General features: G+C 69.2%; 10 protein-coding genes. 6 read left to right on the top strand and 4 right to left on the bottom strand.

The window, feature by feature from the left end:
* Position 1: 1 nt before the first annotated feature.
* Genes metH through PQS31_RS00845 form a run of 3 tightly spaced genes read right to left on the bottom strand, consistent with a single transcriptional unit; the run spans position 2 to position 4,796 of the window.
* A complete protein-coding gene (gene metH, locus PQS31_RS00855) occupies positions 2-2,773 on the bottom strand; it encodes a methionine synthase (RefSeq protein WP_272760790.1) in 2,772 nt (923 codons plus the stop codon).
* A complete protein-coding gene (locus tag PQS31_RS00850) occupies positions 2,770-3,867 on the bottom strand; it encodes a homocysteine S-methyltransferase family protein (protein ID WP_272760789.1) in 1,098 nt (365 codons plus the stop codon). The genes metH and PQS31_RS00850 overlap by 4 nt, the downstream gene beginning before the upstream one ends.
* On the bottom strand, positions 3,864-4,796 hold the full coding sequence (locus PQS31_RS00845) for a metalloregulator ArsR/SmtB family transcription factor (protein WP_272760788.1): 933 nt from the start codon (positions 4,794-4,796) through the stop codon (positions 3,864-3,866). The genes PQS31_RS00850 and PQS31_RS00845 overlap by 4 nt, the downstream gene beginning before the upstream one ends.
* Before the next feature lie 218 nt (positions 4,797-5,014).
* Between PQS31_RS00845 and PQS31_RS00840 the strand changes: the two genes are divergently transcribed.
* The 3 genes from PQS31_RS00840 to PQS31_RS00830 all read left to right on the top strand — a co-directional run bounded on the left by PQS31_RS00840 (position 5,015) and on the right by PQS31_RS00830 (position 12,312).
* On the top strand, positions 5,015-6,163 hold the full coding sequence (locus PQS31_RS00840; RefSeq protein ID WP_272760787.1) for an acyl-CoA dehydrogenase family protein: 1,149 nt from the start codon (positions 5,015-5,017) through the stop codon (positions 6,161-6,163).
* Positions 6,164-6,344: 181 nt separating this feature from the next.
* Complete coding sequence (locus PQS31_RS00835; protein ID WP_272760786.1) at positions 6,345-11,393, top strand: NAD-glutamate dehydrogenase domain-containing protein; 5,049 nt, start codon at positions 6,345-6,347, stop codon at positions 11,391-11,393.
* A gap of 148 nt (positions 11,394-11,541) precedes the next feature.
* Positions 11,542-12,312 (top strand): NAD kinase, encoded by a 771-nt coding sequence (locus tag PQS31_RS00830; RefSeq protein ID WP_272760785.1) that lies wholly within the window; start codon positions 11,542-11,544, stop codon positions 12,310-12,312.
* Positions 12,313-12,318: 6 nt separating this feature from the next.
* On the opposite strand, the gene PQS31_RS00825 is transcribed toward PQS31_RS00830, so the two are convergent.
* Complete coding sequence (locus tag PQS31_RS00825) at positions 12,319-13,443, bottom strand: alpha/beta hydrolase (RefSeq protein ID WP_272760784.1); 1,125 nt, start codon at positions 13,441-13,443, stop codon at positions 12,319-12,321.
* Positions 13,444-13,579: 136 nt separating this feature from the next.
* Between PQS31_RS00825 and PQS31_RS00820 the strand changes: the two genes are divergently transcribed.
* The 3 genes from PQS31_RS00820 (at position 13,580) to PQS31_RS00810 (ending at position 17,577) form a co-directional block, all read left to right on the top strand.
* Positions 13,580-14,485 (top strand): 5'-nucleotidase, encoded by a 906-nt coding sequence (locus tag PQS31_RS00820; RefSeq protein ID WP_272760783.1) that lies wholly within the window; start codon positions 13,580-13,582, stop codon positions 14,483-14,485.
* Positions 14,486-14,493: 8 nt separating this feature from the next.
* The gene (locus PQS31_RS00815; RefSeq protein ID WP_272760782.1) at positions 14,494-15,303 is read left to right on the top strand and encodes a fused MFS/spermidine synthase; all 810 of its coding nucleotides are present in this window, start codon (positions 14,494-14,496) and stop codon (positions 15,301-15,303) included.
* 234 nt (positions 15,304-15,537) lie between these two features.
* On the top strand, positions 15,538-17,577 hold the full coding sequence (locus PQS31_RS00810; protein WP_272760781.1) for a S9 family peptidase: 2,040 nt from the start codon (positions 15,538-15,540) through the stop codon (positions 17,575-17,577).
* Positions 17,578-17,831 lie beyond the last annotated feature (254 nt).

Here is a 17,831-nt window from a genome sequence, read left to right as displayed (position 1 = left end):
GCTACTCGGGGTCGTAATCCAGATTCGACGCGAGCCAGCGCTCGACCTGGGGCAGCGGCACGTTCTTGCGTTTCGCGTAGTCCTGCGCCTGTTCCTTGGAGACCCGTCCGACGACGAAGTACTGGCTCTTCGGATGGCTGAAGTAATAGCCCGACACCGCCGCGGTGGGCAGCATGGCGAAGCTCTCGGTCAGCGACATGCCGGCGTTGCCGGGCGCGTCCAGCAGCTCGAACAGGGTGGCCTTTTCGCTGTGTTCCGGACACGCGGGGTAGCCGGGCGCGGGGCGGATGCCGCGGTAGCGCTCGGCGATCAGCGCGTCGTTGTCGAGCGCCTCGTCGGCCGCATACCCCCAGTACTCGAGGCGCACGCGCTGGTGCAGGCGCTCGGCCAGGGCTTCGGCCAGGCGGTCGGCCAGCGCCTTGAGCAGGATGGCGTTGTAGTCGTCGTGGGCCGCCTCGAAGCGCGCCACGTGCGGTTCGATGCCGATGCCGGCGGTGACCGCGAACGCGCCGATCCAGTCCTCGACCCCGCTGTCCTTCGGCGCGATGAAATCGGCCAGGCAGAAGTCCGGGCGTTCGATCGGCTTGTCGACCTGCTGGCGCAGGAAGTGCAGGGTGGCGGTTCGGGACCGGGGATTGGGGGATGGGGATTCGCTGTGAGCCGCGGACCGCGGCGCGTTCGCATGACCCTTCACCGATTCCGGATCACGGTGATCCGCCAGCTGCACCTCCACATCGTCCCCGACGCTGTTCGCCGGCCACAGCCCGAACACGGCCTTTGCGGTCAGCCACTTCTCTTCGATGATCGTGCCCAGCATCGCCCGCGCATCGCGGAACAGATCGCTGGCCTGCGCGCCGACGATCTCGTCGCTGAGGATCGCCGGGTAGCGACCGAACAGCTCCCAGGCATTGAAGAACGGCGTCCAGTCGATGACGTCGACGAGATCGTCGAGTGGCCAGTCCTCGAAGACGTGCACACCCGGCGCCCGCGGCGTCGGCGGTACGTAATCGTCCCAGCCGCCGTCGAAGCGCTGCGCACGTGCCTTGGCCAGCGACACCAGGCGTTTGGCATCACCGCGGTTGGCATGGCGCGCGCGGATCTCGGCGTAGTCGGCGTCGTTGGCGGCGACGAAGGCGCCGCGCAGCTCCGGGCTGACCAGCGATTGCACCACGCCGACCGCGCGCGAGGCATCCTTCACCCAGACCGTGGGCGAGGGGTAATGCGGCGCGATCTTCAACGCGGTGTGCGCGCGCGAAGTCGTCGCGCCGCCGATCAGCAACGGCGTCTCGAAGCCCTGGCGCTTCATCTCGCGTGCGACGTGGCTCATCTCCTCGAGCGACGGTGTGATCAGGCCCGACAGTCCGATCACATCCGCCTGCACCTCGCGCGCCTTGTCGAGGATGGTCTGGGTGGGGACCATGACGCCGAGGTCGACGACCTCGAAGTTGTTGCAGGCCAGCACAACGCCGACGATGTTCTTGCCGATGTCGTGGACGTCGCCCTTGACCGTCGCCATCAGCACGCGGCCGTTGTTCCTGCCGACGTCGCCGGTGCGCAGTTTCTCGGCCTCGATGTAGGGCAGCAGATAGGCGACGGCCTTCTTCATCACGCGCGCCGACTTGACCACCTGCGGCAGGAACATCTTGCCCGCGCCGAAGAGGTCGCCGACGACGTTCATTCCGGCCATCAGCGGGCCCTCGATGACCTCCAGTGGCCGGGCGAACGCCTGCCGTGCCTCCTCGGTGTCCTCGACCACGTACTGGTCGATGCCGTGCACCAGCGCATGGGTGAGCCGCTGCTGCACCGGCGCATCGCGCCAGGCGGTGTTCTCGACGCGGGCCGCGCCCTTCCTGCCCTTGTAGCGTTCGGCCAGATCGAGCAGGCGTTCGGTGGCATCGCTGCGGCGGTTGAGCACCACGTCCTCGACACACTCGCGCAGCTCGGGGTCGAGATCGTCGACGATCGGCATCGCGCCGGCGTTGACGATGCCGAAGTCCATGCCGGCGCGGATCGCGTGGAACAGGAACACCGCATGGATCGCCTGGCGCACGACCTCGTTGCCACGGAACGAGAACGAGACGTTGGACACGCCGCCCGAAACGTGGCAATGCGGCAGCGTCGCGCGGATCTCGCGTGTGGCCTCGATGAAATCGACCGCGTAGTTGTCGTGCTCGGGAATGCCGGTGGCGATGGCGAAGATGTTGGGATCGAAGATGATGTCCTCGGGCGGGAACCCGACGACTTCGGTCAGCAGCCGGTAGGCGCGCGTGCAGATCTCGACCTTGCGGTCCTTGGTGTCCGCCTGGCCGACCTCGTCGAAGGCCATGACCACGACCGCGGCCCCGTAGCGCAGCACCTTGCGTGCCTGTTCGAGGAACGCGGCCTCGCCCTCCTTGAGCGAGATCGAATTGACCACGCCCTTGCCCTGCAGGCACTTGAGCCCGGCCTCGATGACGCTCCACTTCGAGGAATCGACCATCACCGGGATGCGCGCGATGTCGGGCTCGGCGGCGATCAGGTTGAGAAAGGTGGTCATGGCCTGCTCGGAATCGAGCATGCCTTCGTCCATGTTGACGTCGAGGATCTGCGCGCCGCCCTCGACCTGCTGGCGGGCGACCTCCACCGCCTCCGGATAGCGGTTCTCCTTGATCAGCTTGCGGAACGCCGCCGAGCCGGTGACGTTGGTGCGCTCGCCGACATTGATGAAGAGCAGTTCCGGCGTAACGACCAGCGGCTCCAGGCCGGAGAGACGCATGTGGCGCGGGGCGCTCATGCGGCCTGCTCCACGGCCTGCGAGGCCGGCACGCGCGGCGCGACGCCGCGCACCGCCTCGGCGATCGCGCGGATGTGCGCGGGCGACGTGCCGCAACAGCCGCCGACGATATTGAGCAGGCCGGCAGTGGCGAACTCGTGCAGCACCTCGGCCATGTCCTCGGGGGTCTCGTCGTAGCCGCCGAACGCGTTCGGCAGGCCCGCATTGGGGTGGCAGGACACACAGGTCGACGCCACCTGGGACAGGGTTTCGACGTGGGGCCGCAGCTCCTTCGCGCCGAGCGCGCAGTTCAGGCCCACGGCGTGCGGCCTCGCATGCTGCAGCGAATACCAGAACGCCTCGGCGGTCTGGCCCGACAGCGTGCGGCCGGAGGCGTCGGTGATCGTGCCGGAAATCATCACCGGCAGCCGGCCGCCGCGCGCGTCGAACACGGTCTCGATCGCGTACAGCGCCGCCTTGGCGTTGAGCGTGTCGAACACGGTCTCGACCATCAGGATGTCGGCGCCGCCGTCGATGAGCCCGTGCGCGGCGTCGCGGTAGATCGCGACGAGTTCGTCGAAGGTCACCGCGCGATAGCCGGGGTCGTTGACGTCGGGACTGATCGACGCGGTGCGGCTGGTCGGGCCGAGGATGCCCGCGACGAAACGCGGCTGGTCCGGCGTCTGCGCCTGCGCGGCGTCGCAGGCGGCACGTGCCAGCGCCGCGCCCTCGCGGTTGAGTTCGTGGACGAGGTGCTGCAGGTGGTAGTCGGCCAGCGACACGGCCGTCGAGTTGAAGGTGTTGGTCTCGATGATGTCCGCGCCGGCGGCGAGATAGTCGGCGTGGATGCCCTGGATGATGTCGGGCCGGGTGAGGGTGAGCAGGTCGTTGTTGCCGCGCTGGTCGTGGCCCTCGCAGCCGCAGCCGGCGCCGTGCGCGTGGCCGTCCGCCGCATGGAGGGCGTCGTAGCCCTCGGCGAACCGGTCGCCGCGGTAGTCGGCTTCGGTGAGTTCGTGCCGCTGGATCATCGTGCCCATCGCGCCGTCGAGCACGAGGATGCGGCGCGCGAGTGCGGCGTCCAGCGCCGCGACACGGTCGGGATGCAGCCAGCTCATTCCGGCTTCCGCGCGATGATCGAGATCACCTGAAAGTGCGGCGGCCGTTTCTCGCGCGTGACGGTCTCGGCGCTGTGGATCTCCAGTCCCGCCTTGGTGACGAACCGGCGCAGTTCCTTGTCGGCGAAGCCGAGGTTCGCGTGACCGTAGGCCTGGACAACGGCTTCGTGCCCGTGGCGGTCGAGGCTCGACAGCAGGAGACGGCCTCCGGGCCGCAGCACGCGGGCGGCTTCGGTGACGGCCTGCGCGGGTTTGCTGGCGTAGGTGAGCGCGTGCATCAGCACCACCAGATCGAAGCTGGCGTCCTCGAAGGGCAGGGCGTGCATGTCGCCCTCGCGCACGTCCACGTTGGCGAAGCGCTTGAGCCGCTCGGTCGAGGCGGCGACCACGCGTCGGCTGGCGTCGAGGCAGATGTAGCGGTGTGCATGCGGCGCGAGCAGTTCGGCCAGCACGCCGTCGCCGGACGCGATGTCGAGCACGTCGCCGGTCTCCAGCAGGGGCAGCGCCGAGCGCGCCAGCGCCTCCCAGGTGCGGCCGGGCGAGTAGTGCCGCTCCATGTCGCCGGCGACGGTGTCGGCCCAGTTCTGATCGGCCGCGCGCATCGCCAGCACGCCGGGCACGCGCTCGGCATCCTGGCGCAGCAGGGGATCGTCGCTGCCGGTGCTCAGGGCCTGCCACAGCGCACGCTGCGCGGGATCGAGCGCGGCGTCGTCGAAGCGGTAATACGCCGACACCCCGGCGCGCCGGTCGCGCACCAGATTCGCGTCCTTCAGGCGCGCGAGATGCGTGGAGACGCGGGGCTGCGCGAGGCGGGTAATGGACGAGAGCTCGGCGACCGTGAGTTCCTCGATCTCCAGCAGTGCGAGCAGACGCACGCGGGTCGGATCGGCGAGCGTCTTCAGGCGGGCCGACCAGGCTTCGAGGTCCATGCATATCTCCGTATCGCGATACAGAGATGATTGTCCGCGCAGGGGAGTGAACGGTCAAGGCGAGACGGACGGGGCAGCACGGATCCCTGTCGGCCTCAAGAGGGCGGACGACGCGGTTCAAGGCCGATTTATGCTGCATCGCGCCATCGACGATGCAGATGCGGATACGCGTTCGTCGCTACAATTGCCGGATTGTCTAGGACAGGAGTGGCGGCGCCGTGGAGTTCGGTTTCAGCGAAGAGCAGTTGATGATCCAGGACATTGCGCGGCGGATTGCGCAGGAGAAGATCGCCCCGAGCGCGGAGCATCACGACCGCACCGGCGAGTTTCCGGTCGAGAACATGCGCGTTCTGGGCGAGAACGGCCTGATGGGCATCGAGGTGTCTGACGCCTACGGCGGTGCGGGCATGGATCCGATTTCCTACGTGCTGGCGATGATCGAGGTGGCTGCGGCCGACGCCGCGCATTCGACCATCATGTCGGTCAACAACTCGCTGTTCTGCAACGGCATCCTGACCCACGGGACCGAGGAGCAGAAGCAGACCTACGTGCGCGCGATCGCCGAAGGCCGCGAGATCGGCGCCTTCGCGCTGACCGAGCCGCAGTCCGGCTCCGATGCCACGGCGATGAAGTGCCGCGCGGTCAAGCAGGCCGACGGCAGCTACGTCATCAACGGCAAGAAGAGCTGGATCACCTCCGGCCCGGTGGCCAAGTATTTCGTGCTGTTCGCGATGACCGATCCGGACAAGGGCGCGCGCGGCATCACCGCGTTCCTCGTCGACGGCACGCGCGACGGCTTCCACCGCGGCAAGACCGAACCCAAGCTGGGCATCCGCGCCTCGGCGACCTGCGAGATCGAGTTCCAGGACTATGTCGCCCGCGCCGAGGACGTGCTGGGCGAGGAAGGCCAGGGCTTCAAGATCGCGATGGGCGTGCTCGACGCCGGCCGCATCGGCATCGCCTCGCAGGCCATCGGCATCGCCCGCGCGGCCTACGAGGCGACGATCGCGTACGTCAAGGAGCGCAAGGCCTTCGGTCAGCCGATCGGCGCCTTCCAGATGACCCAGGCCAAGATCGCCGACATGAAGTGCAGGCTCGATGCGGCCCTGCTGCTGACGCTGCGCGCGGCCTGGCTCAAGGGCGAGGGCAAGCGCTTCAGCAACGAGGCGGCGATCGCCAAGCTCACTGCGTCCGAGGCCGCCATGTGGATCACCCACCAGGCGCTGCAGATCCACGGCGGCATGGGCTATTCGAAGGAGATGCCGATCGAGCGCTATTTCCGCGACGCCAAGATCACCGAGATCTACGAAGGCACCAGCGAGATCCAGCGCCTGGTCATCGCCCGCAACGAGACCGGCCTGCGCTGAGCCTGACCGTGATCCCGGCGCCGCGCCCCGTCCAGCGTGTCCCGCATCCGCGCAGCCTGCGCGGATGCGCGGCCGCGTCGAGGGTGCCGGACCACGCCGCCGATGGCGGCGCACACCCATTGTTGTTTCCTGTCGGCCCGCGTGAAAACGCGGGCCTCATTGCATCGGACCCTCTGTCGTCATGAGCACATCCCGCAAGACCGGTACGAAATCCGCCACGAATCCCGCGTCCAAGGCCGCGGCCAAGACATCGGCGAAGGCGCCTGCGAAGGCGCCGGCCAAAGCCCCGGCCGCGGCCCGCAAGGCGCCGGCCGCGCCGCCGCGCGCGGCATCGGGCCTGCTCGCCCCGATCTTCGACGCCGTGCGCCGCCGCGCGGGCAAGGCCGCGCACCGGGATGCGAGCGCTTTCGCCGAAGCCTTCTACCGGCGCATGACCGAGGAGGAGATTCCGCTGCACACCGCGGACGGCTGGGCCGCGCTCGCCGCCGACCTGTTCGAATTCGCGGCCAAGCGCAAGCCGGGCACGGCGAACGTGCGCCTGTTCAATCCGGTGCTCAAGACGCACGGCTGGGAATCGCCACACACGGTGCTGCAGGTCGTCAACGACGACATGCCGTTCCTCGTCGACTCGGTGACGATGGCGCTGGCCGAGCAGGGCATCGGCGTGCACGTGCTCGGCCATCCGGTGGTGCAGATCGCGCGTGACCGCAGCGGACGCCTCACCGGTGTCGGCGAGGGCGAGACGGAATCGGTGATGCATCTGGAGATCGACCGCCAGACGCCCGAGGACAACAAGCGGATCGAAGCGGCCGTGCGCAAGGTGCTCGACGAGGTGCGCGCGATCGTGGCCGACTGGGCCCCGATGCGCGAGCGCATGCAGCAGATCGCGGCGGACCTGGACAGCCGGCCGATGCCGGTGGGCGACGCGAGCCGGCGCGAGGCGCAGGAATTCCTGCGCTGGGCGGCGAGCGACCACTTCACCTTCTTCGGCTATCGCGAGTACCAGGTGCGTCGCAAGGGTGGCGACGACGTGCTGGAGGCGGTGGGCGACAGCGGACTCGGTCTGCTGCGCACGCCGGCCGCGGTGAAGTCGCGCCCCTTGAGCGAGCTGGGCGCCGATGCACTGCGCCGCGCAGGTGAAGTGGACGCACTGATCCTCACCAAGACCAGTGCGCGCTCCACCGTGCATCGCCCCGGCTACATGGACTACATCGGCATCCTGCGCTACGACGCCAAGGGCAACGTGATCGGCGAACAGCGCTTCCTCGGTCTGTATACGTCGAGCGCCTATACCCGTCGTCCGTGGGACATCCCGCTGGTGCGCGAGCGCTTCGAGCACGTGATGAGCGAATCGGGCCTCAAGCCCACCGGTCACAGCGGCAAGGCACTGCGCCATCTGCTCGAAACCCTGCCGCGCGACGAGCTGTTCCAGTCGACGGCCGACGAACTGTTCCGCCTCGGCACCGGCATTCTCGGTCTGCAGGAGCGCGTGCGCAGCCGGCTGTTCCTGCGCAAGGACCGCTACGGCCGCTTCTACTCGGTCCTGGTCTACATCCCGCGCGACCGCTTCAACACCGACGTGCGCCGCCGCATCGAGCAGCTGTTGCGCGAAGTGATGGAGGCCGACCACGTCGACGCCAGCGTGGTGCTCGGCGAGTCGCCGCTGGCCCAACTGCATCTGATCGTGCGGCCGCGCGCCGATGCGCAGGTCGACATCGACGCCGGCGCGCTGGAGCAGGCGCTGCAGGCGATCGTGCGCAACTGGCAGGACAATCTGCGCGACGAGCTGGTCGCCCGTCACGGCGAGGCCGAAGGGCTGCGCCTGTCGGGCCGGATCGGGCGCGCGCTGTCGCCGACGTACATCGAAGTGGCCTCGCCGCAGGCGGCCGCGACGGACGTCGAGAAGCTGGCCGCGCTCGAATCCACCGACGCGTTGCAGCTCAGCTTCTACGTCCAGCCCTCGCCGGTGGGCAGCGGCGACGTGCTGCATCTGAAGCTCTACCGCCGCGAAACCCATATTCCGCTGTCGGACGTGCTGCCGGTGATGGAGAACCTCGGCCTGCGCGTCATCGCCGAGCATCCCACCCGCATCGAGGTCGACGGCACCGCACTGTTCATCCAGGACTTCTACGTCGAAGCGCTGGCCGGCGAGATCGATGTCGAGGCCCGGGCGGCGGCATTCACCGAAGCCTTCGCGCGCGTCTGGAAGGGCGATGCGGAGAACGACGGCTTCAACCGCCTGATCCTCGGCGCCGATCTCGACTGGCGTCAGGTCGCGATGCTGCGTGGCTACTGCAAGTATCTGCTGCAGGTGGGCGTGCCGTTCTCCCAGGCCTACGTGGAAGACACATTCGGCCGCTATCCGCTGCTCGCGCGCCTGCTGGTGGAGGTGTTCGAAGCCCGTTTCGATCCATCGATCGGCCATGCGAGCCGCGCGCAGATCGAGGACGGTGCGCACACGTTCGCCGCCCAGCTGCAGGCCCTGTCGGCCGGTGACGAGGCGACGCGCACCGCGCTGCAGCCGCTGCTCGATGCCCGCGGCGCCGAGCGCGCCACGCGGTACGAGGCCGCGCGGAGCGCGCTCAAGGGCCTGCTCGACCGTGTGTCCAGCCTCGACGAGGACCGCATCCTGCGCAGCTATCTCGGCGTCATCGACGCGACGCTGCGCACCAGCTACTACCAGCGCGCCAGGACCGGCGGCCTGCTGGAGACGATCAGCTTCAAATTCGATTCGGCGCGCGTCCCCGATCTGCCCAAGCCGCGCCCCTACCGCGAGATCTTCGTCTACGGCCCGCGCGTGGAAGGCGTGCACCTGCGCTTCGGACCGGTCGCGCGCGGCGGCCTGCGCTGGTCGGACCGTCGCGAGGATTTCCGCACCGAGGTGCTCGGCCTGGTCAAGGCGCAGATGGTCAAGAACACCGTCATCGTGCCGGTGGGTTCGAAGGGCGGCTTCATCGTCAAGCGTCCTCCGGTCGGCGGTGACCGTGATGCCCAGTTCGCCGAGGGCGTGGCCTGCTACACGCTCTTCATCAACGGGCTGCTCGAGATCACCGACAACATCGTCGACGGCGAAATCGTGCCGCCGCGCGACGTGGTGCGGCACGACGACAACGACCCCTACCTCGTGGTGGCGGCCGACAAGGGCACGGCCACGTTCTCCGACACCGCCAACGGCATCGCCCGCGAGCACGGCTTCTGGCTCGATGACGCCTTCGCCTCCGGCGGCTCGGTCGGCTACGACCACAAGGGCATGGGCATCACCGCGCGCGGTGCATGGGAGTCGGTGAAGCGCCATTTCCGCGCGATGGGCCGCAACTCGCAGACCGAGGACTTCACCTGCGTGGGTGTGGGTGACATGTCCGGCGACGTGTTCGGCAACGGCATGCTGCTCAGCGAGCACATCCGCCTGGTCGCCGCGTTCGACCACCGGCACATCTTCATCGATCCGGATCCCGATGCCGCGCGCTCGTTCGCCGAGCGCAAGCGCATGTTCGCGCTGCCGCGTTCGAGCTGGGAGGACTACGACCGCGCGCTGATCGCCAAGGGCGGTGGCGTGTGGCCGCGCAGCGCGAAGTCGATTCCGCTCTCGCCCGAAGCGCGTCAGGCGCTGGGTATCGAAGGCGATGCGACGTCCATCAGTCCGAACGAACTGATGTCGGCCATCCTGCGAGCGCCGGTCGACCTGCTGTGGAACGGCGGCATCGGCACCTACGTCAAGGCATCGAGTGAAACCCATGCCGACGTCGGCGACCGCGCCAACAACCCGCTGCGCGTCGATGGCCGTGACCTGCGCTGCAAGGTCGTCGGCGAGGGCGGCAACCTGGGTCTCACCCAGCTCGGCCGCATCGAAGCCGCCCAGCACGGCGTGCTGCTCAACACCGATTTCATCGACAACTCGGCCGGTGTGGACACCTCGGACCACGAGGTCAACATCAAGATCCTGCTCAACGCCGTGGTGCAGTCGAAGAAGCTCACGGTGCCCGCGCGCAACAAGCTGCTGGCGTCGATGACCGACGAGGTCGCCGAACTGGTGCTGTGGGACAACTACCGGCAGAACCAGGCATTGAGCCTGATGGAGCGCATGAGCGTCTCGCGCCTGGGCTCGAAGCGGCACTTCATCCGCACGCTGGAAGCGCAGGGCCTGCTCGACCGCCAGATCGAGTTCCTGCCGTCGGATGCCGAGATTTCCGAGCGCAAGGCCAAGGGCCTGGGCCTGACCCGTCCCGAGCTGTCGGTGCTGCTGTCCTACAGCAAGCTCGTCGCGTTCGACCAGATGCTGGCGTCCGACATCCCCGAGGATCCGTACCTGTCGCGCGAGCTGCAGCGCTACTTCCCGCAGCCGCTGCAGAAGAAGTATGCGGCCGTGATGGAAGACCACCGCCTGAAGCGCGAGATCATCGCCACCGCGGTGACCAACCAGATGATCAACCGCATGGGCGCGACCTTCCTGATGCGCATGCAGGAGGACAGCGGACGTACGCCGGGCGAGGTGGCCAAGGCGTTCACCATCACCCGCGAGACGATCGACGCGCGGGCCCTGTGGAACCGCATCGATGCACTCGACGGCACGGTGCCCGAATCCGTGCAGGTCGATGCCCTGCAGGTGATCTGGAACCTGCAGCGCGCCTTCACCCGCTGGCTGCTGGCCCGGCCGGGTGCGATTCCGGACATCACCACCGCGGTCGAGCGTTATCACGACGGCTTCCATGCGATCCGCAACGGCCGGCAGATCATCGCCGACGGCCAGCGTGCCGAGCACGACGCCAGCCTGCAGGCCTGGATCGACAAGGGCGTGCCGGCGGATCTGGCCGAGCAGCTGGCGGCGCTGCCGTATCTGGAAGCGGCCTGCGACATCATCGAGGTCGCGAGCGAGCGCCGGCAGAAGCCGGTCGACGTGGCGCGTCTGCACTTCCGCCTGGGCGAGGCCTTGAACCTGCCGTGGCTGACCAGCCAGATCGACGCGCTGGAAGTCGACGGCCGCTGGCATGCGGTGGCACGCGGCGTGCTGCGCGAGGAACTGGGCGAACAGCACCGCGCACTGGTGTCCCAGGTGCTGGCGATGCCGGGCGCGACGCCGGAGGACAAGGTCGCGGCGTGGCTCGCGCGCGACGATTCGGCGCTGCGCTTCACGCTGGCGATGCTGGCCGAGCTGTCCGCGCAGAAGGCGCTCGACTATCCGACGGCGTCGGTCGCGGTGCAGCGTGTGTCGCAGCTGGTCCAGCGCAGCTGAGGTGTCCGGGCGCCGTCATCGGCGGCGCCCGGGCCTGCCGCCGGCCGTGGCACGTCCTGGCCGCGGTGCGCCCGTCGTCGCCGTGGTCGCGAGCCGGCCATCAACGCTGCGCTAAGCTGCGGCCCGTCGTCCATCACCGGGTCCGCCGATGACCGCTTCGCCCCGCATCGCCTTCGTCGCCAGCCAGTCCGACGAGGCCCAGCGCGCCCTGTTTGCGCTGACCGGTTCACACGGCCAGTGCGAACCGGCGGAGGCGGATGTGCTCGTGGCCCTGGGCGGTGACGGCTTCATGCTGCAGACGCTGCATCGCCACGGACATCTGGGCAAGCCGGTCTACGGTATGAAGCTCGGCACGGTCGGCTTCCTGATGAACCAGCATCGCCCCGACGCGCTGTTGGCGCGCATCGCACGCGCCGAGCCGGCCGTGCTGCGACCGCTGGAAATGACGGCCGAAACCGAAGCCGGAACCCGGGTGACGTCGCTCGCGTACAACGAGGTCTCGCTGCTGCGTCAGACACGCCAGGCCGCGCATCTGCGCATCGATCTCAACGGCGTCACGCGGCTGGAAGAACTCGTCGCGGACGGCGTCATCCTGTCCACGGCTGCCGGCAGCACCGCCTACAACTTCTCGGCGCACGGCCCCATCCTGCCGCTGGGGGCGGGCGTGGTGGCGCTGACGCCGATCGCGCCGTTCCGGCCGCGGCGCTGGCGCGGCGCGATCCTGCGTGCGGAGACCGAAGTGCGTTTCCGCGTGCTCGATCCCTACAAGCGGCCGGTCAGCGTCACCGCCGACTCGCACGAGGTGCGTGACGTAGTGGAAGTGACCATCCACGAATCACGAGCCCACACCGTCACCCTGCTGTTCGATCCCGAACACAATCTCGAGGAACGCATCCTCAGCGAGCAGTTCGTGGTCTGAGCGGCGTCAGTCCTCCAGCGCCGCGCCATCGCCTGCGGCGACGGCAAGCGGCCGCACGTGCCGGAGAAGGGCCACTAGCGTGCGTCCCGGCTGCTCGATCGGCGCGAAGTGTGCGGAGTGCGGCAACCGGACACCGTGCTTGAACGGCGCGTCCACCGCATCCAGCCAGTCGGCGACCGGCTGCGAGGGGGTGGTGAAGTCGTGCTGGCCCATCAGCATCACCACCGGCGCCCGCACGCGGCGCACGCCGCGGAAGTCGACGCTTCGCCATTCCCCGAGGATGCGGTCCAGGGTGAGCGCGCTGCCGGCCGCGATCGCCCGCCGGTCTTCGGCGCTGTAGTCCGGCGACAGGCGCTGCGACCGGAAGTAGTGATCGGAGTTGTCGCGATAGGCGCTGTGGCCGCCGTACCGGATCACCCACTTGCGCTGCGCGTCGATGCGTCCGTTGCGCAGATCGTCGCCGGGGTAGGGCGCGAGCGCTTCGAGTTCATGCACCGCGGCCGCGTTGCCCTCGGCGCGGGCCGCTGCGAGCGCATACGCATGGCCGATGGGTTCGTCGGTCCAGGGATGGATGATCTGGCCGATGCCGACATAGGCGTGCAGCCGTTCCGGGGCTTCGGCCAGCACGCGCAGCCCGATCACGGTGCCCCAGCTGTGCCCGACCAGGATCACCTTGCGCTTGTCGTAGCGGGTGCGCAGCCAGTCGATCAATTCGACGGCGTCGGCCACGTAACGGTCGATCGTGATCGTCGGCGTGACGACCGCCGGATCATTGGCGCGGAACGTCCGGCCCGCGGCGCGCTGATCCCACTGCACGACGGTGAAATAGTCTTCCCAGGGTTTCTGGAACGTCCACGACGCCGGCATCATCGGCGCCGCCGGCCCGCCGTGCAGATACAGCAGGATCGGATTGGCGCGGTCCATGCCGCGCACGCTGATCACCTGGTCGATCCCCCCGATGCTCACCGTGTGCGTCTCCTGCACGCCGGTGGGCGCAACGATGCGCTGCAGTCCGCTCACGATGCTGCGGGCCTCGGCGTAGGCGTCGTCGTCCGGCGGTGCCGCGCCTGCGTGCAGCGGCGCGGCGAGCAGGGCGAGCAGGGCGAGGGCATACAGGCGGGTCGGAGCCATGGCGGGTTCCTCGTGGCGCGGATCATGATCCACGCTGCGCCGGCGCGCCGCGATGGCCCAGTGCCGATGGTCAGGGGCCGGCGTGCCGGGATCACGCATAATCCCGGCGACGTGTCTCCGTCCTGCTGCGATGCCCATGCCCGACCTGTCCGTGCCCACCCTGACGATCGCGATCACCACGCGCGCCCTGTTCGATCTGGAGGACAGCCACGCGCTGTTCGAAGCCGAAGGCATCGACGCCTACGCCGAACACCAGCGAGCGCACGAGGACGACGTGCTCGAACCGGGCATCGCATTTCCACTGGTGCGCAAGCTGCTGGCCCTGAACGTGGATGCGCCGGCCGACGCGCCGCGGGTCGAGGTGATCCTGCTGTCGCGCAACTCCGCCGACACGGGCCTGCGCATCTTCAACTCGATCCAGCATTACGACCTCGGGATCAGCCGCGCGACCTTCACCTCGGGCGAGCCGACCTGGCCCTACATCAAGCCGTTCGGCACCCAGCTCTTCCTGTCGGCCAATCCCGAATCGGTACGACGCGCGCTCGAGAACGGCGTCGCCGCGGCGACCATCATCCCGGCACGTGCGCCCGCACACCGCAACGACCAGCTGCGCATCGCCTTCGACGGTGATGCGGTGATCTTCGGCGACGAGGGGGAGCGCCTGTCGCAGGAAGGCGGGCTCGACGCGTTCCACAAGCACGAACGCGAGCGTGCGCGCGAGGAGATGACCGGCGGCCCGTTCCGCGGGTTTCTCGCCGCGCTGCACGACCTGCAGGCCGCCTATCCGCCGGGCAAGGACGCGCCGATCCGCACCGCGCTGGTCACCGCGCGCTCGGCGCCGGCGCACGAGCGCGTGATCCGCACGCTGCGCGCCTGGGGCGTGCGCCTGGACGAGGCCCTGTTCCTGGGCGGGCGTCCGAAGGGGCCCTTCCTCGATGCGTTCGGCGCGGACATCTTCTTCGACGATTCGCAGCACAACATCGAGTCCGCGCGCCCGCACGTCGCCGCCGGCCACGTGCCCCACGGCTGGTCGAACCGCTGACTGGCATGATGAAGGAACGCGAACCGTCCTCCCGGCGCGGCCTGGTCGCGCGCTGGTTCGACCGCCTGCGCGGCCGCGGTCCCGACGGCCTGCGCCGTCCCTACGTGCGCCATCACGACGGATTCGTCTCGCTGCAGTTCGTCCGCGCGCAGACCCAGAGCCGGATGGTCGCCGGCGATCCGGCGCGCCTGCTCATCGACTACACCCGCACGATGTTCGCCGCGCTGCTGTGGCAGCCCGCGCCGCGCGTGCTCGGCATGGTCGGTCTCGGCGGCGGCTCGCAGGTGAAGTTTGCGCATGCGCATCTGCCCGGCACCCGCATCGAGGTCGTGGAGAACAACCCGCACGTGGTCGCGCTGCGGCGGGATTTCGGCATCCCCGACGATGACGCGCGGCTGGCGGTCGTCGTCGACGACGGCGCCCGTTTCGTCGCAGCCCGCACCGGCGCGTTCGACGTGCTGCTGGTCGACGGCTACGACGAACACGGCATCCCCGCGGTGCTGGCCACCCAGGCGTTCTACGATGATTGCCGCGACGCGCTGGCCGCCGACGGCGTGATGGCCTGCAACCTGTACGTGCGCAACCCCGAACACCACGTCGAGAAGCTGCGGCAGGCGTTCGGCGAAGCGCAGGTGCTGGTGGTCGACGAGCCGAAAATGAGTAACCGCGTCGCGTTCGCGTGGCGGGGGGCGCTCCCTGCGCTGGAGGCCGAGGCGCTGGTCGCGCGCGTGCCGGAGGCCGCGCGGACGCGCCTGACCGACGTGCTGCCGCGGATCGCCGCGCGCATCGTGCGGCACCGCGCGCTCACCGGGCTCTGAGCAGGGTGGGCAGCCCCGTGGTTGCGCGTCGGCCTCCTGAACGCGGGAATCCGATGTCTTCTGGCTCGAAGGCCTTCCGGCAGCGGTACGGGCTTCGCGTGCAGGCGTAAGCCGGGTTCCATCGGCCCGCGTCGATGCGTTCGCCGGGACAATGGCGGGGTTCCCACGCATTGCGCCGCCGGCCGAACCCCGTCAAAGTCGCGGACCACTCTGCGACTTCACGGGGATGTCCGAATGGCACGTTGGATCTTGGGACTCGCCTGCGCGCTGCTGCTGGCGACGGGCGCATCGGCCACGACGGGTGGCATGACCCTCGAACAGGTGGCCCAGACCCGCGCGGTCACCCAGGCCCAGATCAGCCCCGATGGCGGCAGCATCGCCTATCTGCTGTCGGTTCCGCGCACGCTGGGCGTGGATCCGGACGGCCCGGCGCGCAGCGAACTGCATGTCGTCGACCGCGCCGGCACGACGCGCGCCTTCATCGCCGGCAAGGTCGACGTCGCTTCGCCGCGCTGGTTGCCCGATGGTCGCGCGATCGCCTACCTGGCCAAGCGCGAGGGCGACGAGACGCGGCGGCTCTACACCATTCCGCTGCAGGGCGGCGAATCGACGGTGGCGGCGCAGCTGCGCGCCGACATCAATGCGTTCGACCTGTCGCCGGACGGCCGCCAGGTCGCCCTGCTGGCGGTGCAACGCGAGAGCGACGCGCGCAAGGCGCTGCGCGACAAGGGGTTCAGCCAGAAGGTCTACGAGGAGGACTGGCGGCCGGTCGAGCTGTGGATCGCGGAGGTCGGCGGCACGGGCGCGCCGCGCCGCATCGAGGTCGAGGGCAGTGTGCAGGCGGTGCGCTGGAGCCCTGCCGGCGACCGGCTCGCGATCGTCGTCACGCCGCGGCAGCTGACCGACGACACGATGGTGGACGCGCGCGTGCGCATGCTGTCGGTGCAGGGACGCGAGATCGGCCGGGTCGACAATCCGGGCAAGCTCGGCGAAATCGCCTGGAGTCCGGACGGTGCGCATCTGGCGATCGTGTCGGCGGCCGACGAGAACGACCCGCGCGAAGGCCGCTTGACGGTCGTCGGCCGCGACGGTGGCGCGCAGCGCGATCTTCTGCCCGGTCTCGAGGGCCATGTGTGGAACGTCGCCTGGCGCGATGCATCGACGCTGGTGTTCCTGAGCCAGGAAGGCGTGCACAGCCGGCTCGCCGAGATCGGCGTCGACGGCGCCGGGCAGCGCACGCTGCTCGCGGCGGACGGTCCGGTGCACATGGGGCTGAGCGTCGCGTCGGGGGGCGCGGCCGCGCTGGTCGGCAGCACGCCGGCGCATCCGTCCGAAGTGTTCCTGTACACCCCGGGCGCCAGCGAGGCGCGTCGCCTGACCGACAGCAATCCGTGGCTCAAGGACGTCCGGCTGGCGCGTCAGGAGATCGTGCGCTACACCGCGCGTGACGGCCTCGAACTCGAAGGCCTGCTGGTGCATCCGCTCGAGCGCCGCGGCAATGCGCGCGTCCCGCTGATCCTGGTGGTGCACGGCGGGCCGGAAGCGCATTACTCGAACGCCTGGCTCAATTCCTATTCGCAGCCCGCGCAGGTCGCGGCGGCGCGTGGCTTCGCGTCGTTCTTTCCGAATTACCGCTCGAGCACCGGCCGCGGGGTGGCCTTCTCCAAGCTCGGCCACGGCCGGCCCGGCATGGAGGAGTTCGACGATCTGGTCGACGGCGTCGATCATCTGATCGAAACCGGCCTGATCGATCGCGACCGCGTCGGCATCACCGGCGGTTCCTACGGCGGCTACGCCAGCGCCTGGGGCGCCACCTACTACAGCGAGCGCTTCGCGGCCTCGGTGATGTTCGTCGGCATCTCCGACCAGGCGAGCCTGGTCACCACCGGCGACATCCCGCGCGAGCAGTACCTCGTGCACATGCGCAGCTGGCCCTGGGACAACCCGGAGATGTTCCGGCAGACCAGTCCGATCACGCACGCGCAGAAGTCGCGCACGCCCACGCTCATCCTGCACGGCGAGGCGGACCCGCGCGTGCCGGTGATGCAGTCCTACATGCTCTACCGCTACCTGCAGCTGGCGGGCCAGGCGCCGGTGCGCCTGGTGCTGTACCCGGGCGAAGGTCACGGCAACAGCCGCGGTGCCTCGCGCTACGACTACTCGCTGCGGCTGATGCAGTGGATGGAGCATTACCTCACCGGCCGTGGCGGCGAGCCGCCGGCGTACGAGATCGAGTACGCGTTGCCTGCATCGGCGACGCCTTCGCCGCGCTGATCAACCGCGCGGTGGCAGCGGCCACCGCGTGGGCGTGCGGGCGTCGCCTTGCGACGCGCCTGTACGCGCGGCCGTGAGCGACAGCGGAAGCGCGTTCGAAGTGCGCGGCACGCGCGTCCGGATTCACGCCATCGTCGCCTGCGCGTCACGCTTCCTTGCGAAGCGCGTGGGTAGCGTAGGTCCCATCGATCCGCGCCGGACACCTCCGCGACGGACGATGCGGCCACGGCGACACGCCGGCCAGCGCCGCTTCT

Origin of the sequence: Luteimonas sp. BLCC-B24, from assembly GCF_028550595.1 — a bacterium.
Taxonomy (GTDB): domain Bacteria; phylum Pseudomonadota; class Gammaproteobacteria; order Xanthomonadales; family Xanthomonadaceae; genus Luteimonas.
The sequence above is the reverse complement of the archived record's forward strand: the minus strand, read 5'-3'. Positions and strand labels throughout refer to the sequence as shown.

What these genes read in the sequence shown, in the direction of transcription:
- metH (WP_272760790.1), bottom strand. Translation starts at nt 2,773, where the DNA reads ATGAGCGCCCCGCGCCACATGCGTCTCTCCGGCCTGGAGCCGCTGGTC.
- PQS31_RS00850 (WP_272760789.1), bottom strand. Translation starts at nt 3,867, where the DNA reads ATGAGCTGGCTGCATCCCGACCGTGTCGCGGCGCTGGACGCCGCACTC.
- PQS31_RS00845 (WP_272760788.1), bottom strand. Translation starts at nt 4,796, where the DNA reads ATGGACCTCGAAGCCTGGTCGGCCCGCCTGAAGACGCTCGCCGATCCG.
- PQS31_RS00835 (WP_272760786.1), top strand. Translation starts at nt 6,345, where the DNA reads ATGAGCACATCCCGCAAGACCGGTACGAAATCCGCCACGAATCCCGCG.
- PQS31_RS00830 (WP_272760785.1), top strand. Translation starts at nt 11,542, where the DNA reads ATGACCGCTTCGCCCCGCATCGCCTTCGTCGCCAGCCAGTCCGACGAG.
- PQS31_RS00825 (WP_272760784.1), bottom strand. Translation starts at nt 13,443, where the DNA reads ATGGCTCCGACCCGCCTGTATGCCCTCGCCCTGCTCGCCCTGCTCGCC.
- PQS31_RS00820 (WP_272760783.1), top strand. Translation starts at nt 13,580, where the DNA reads ATGCCCGACCTGTCCGTGCCCACCCTGACGATCGCGATCACCACGCGC.
- PQS31_RS00815 (WP_272760782.1), top strand. Translation starts at nt 14,494, where the DNA reads ATGAAGGAACGCGAACCGTCCTCCCGGCGCGGCCTGGTCGCGCGCTGG.
- PQS31_RS00810 (WP_272760781.1), top strand. Translation starts at nt 15,538, where the DNA reads ATGGCACGTTGGATCTTGGGACTCGCCTGCGCGCTGCTGCTGGCGACG.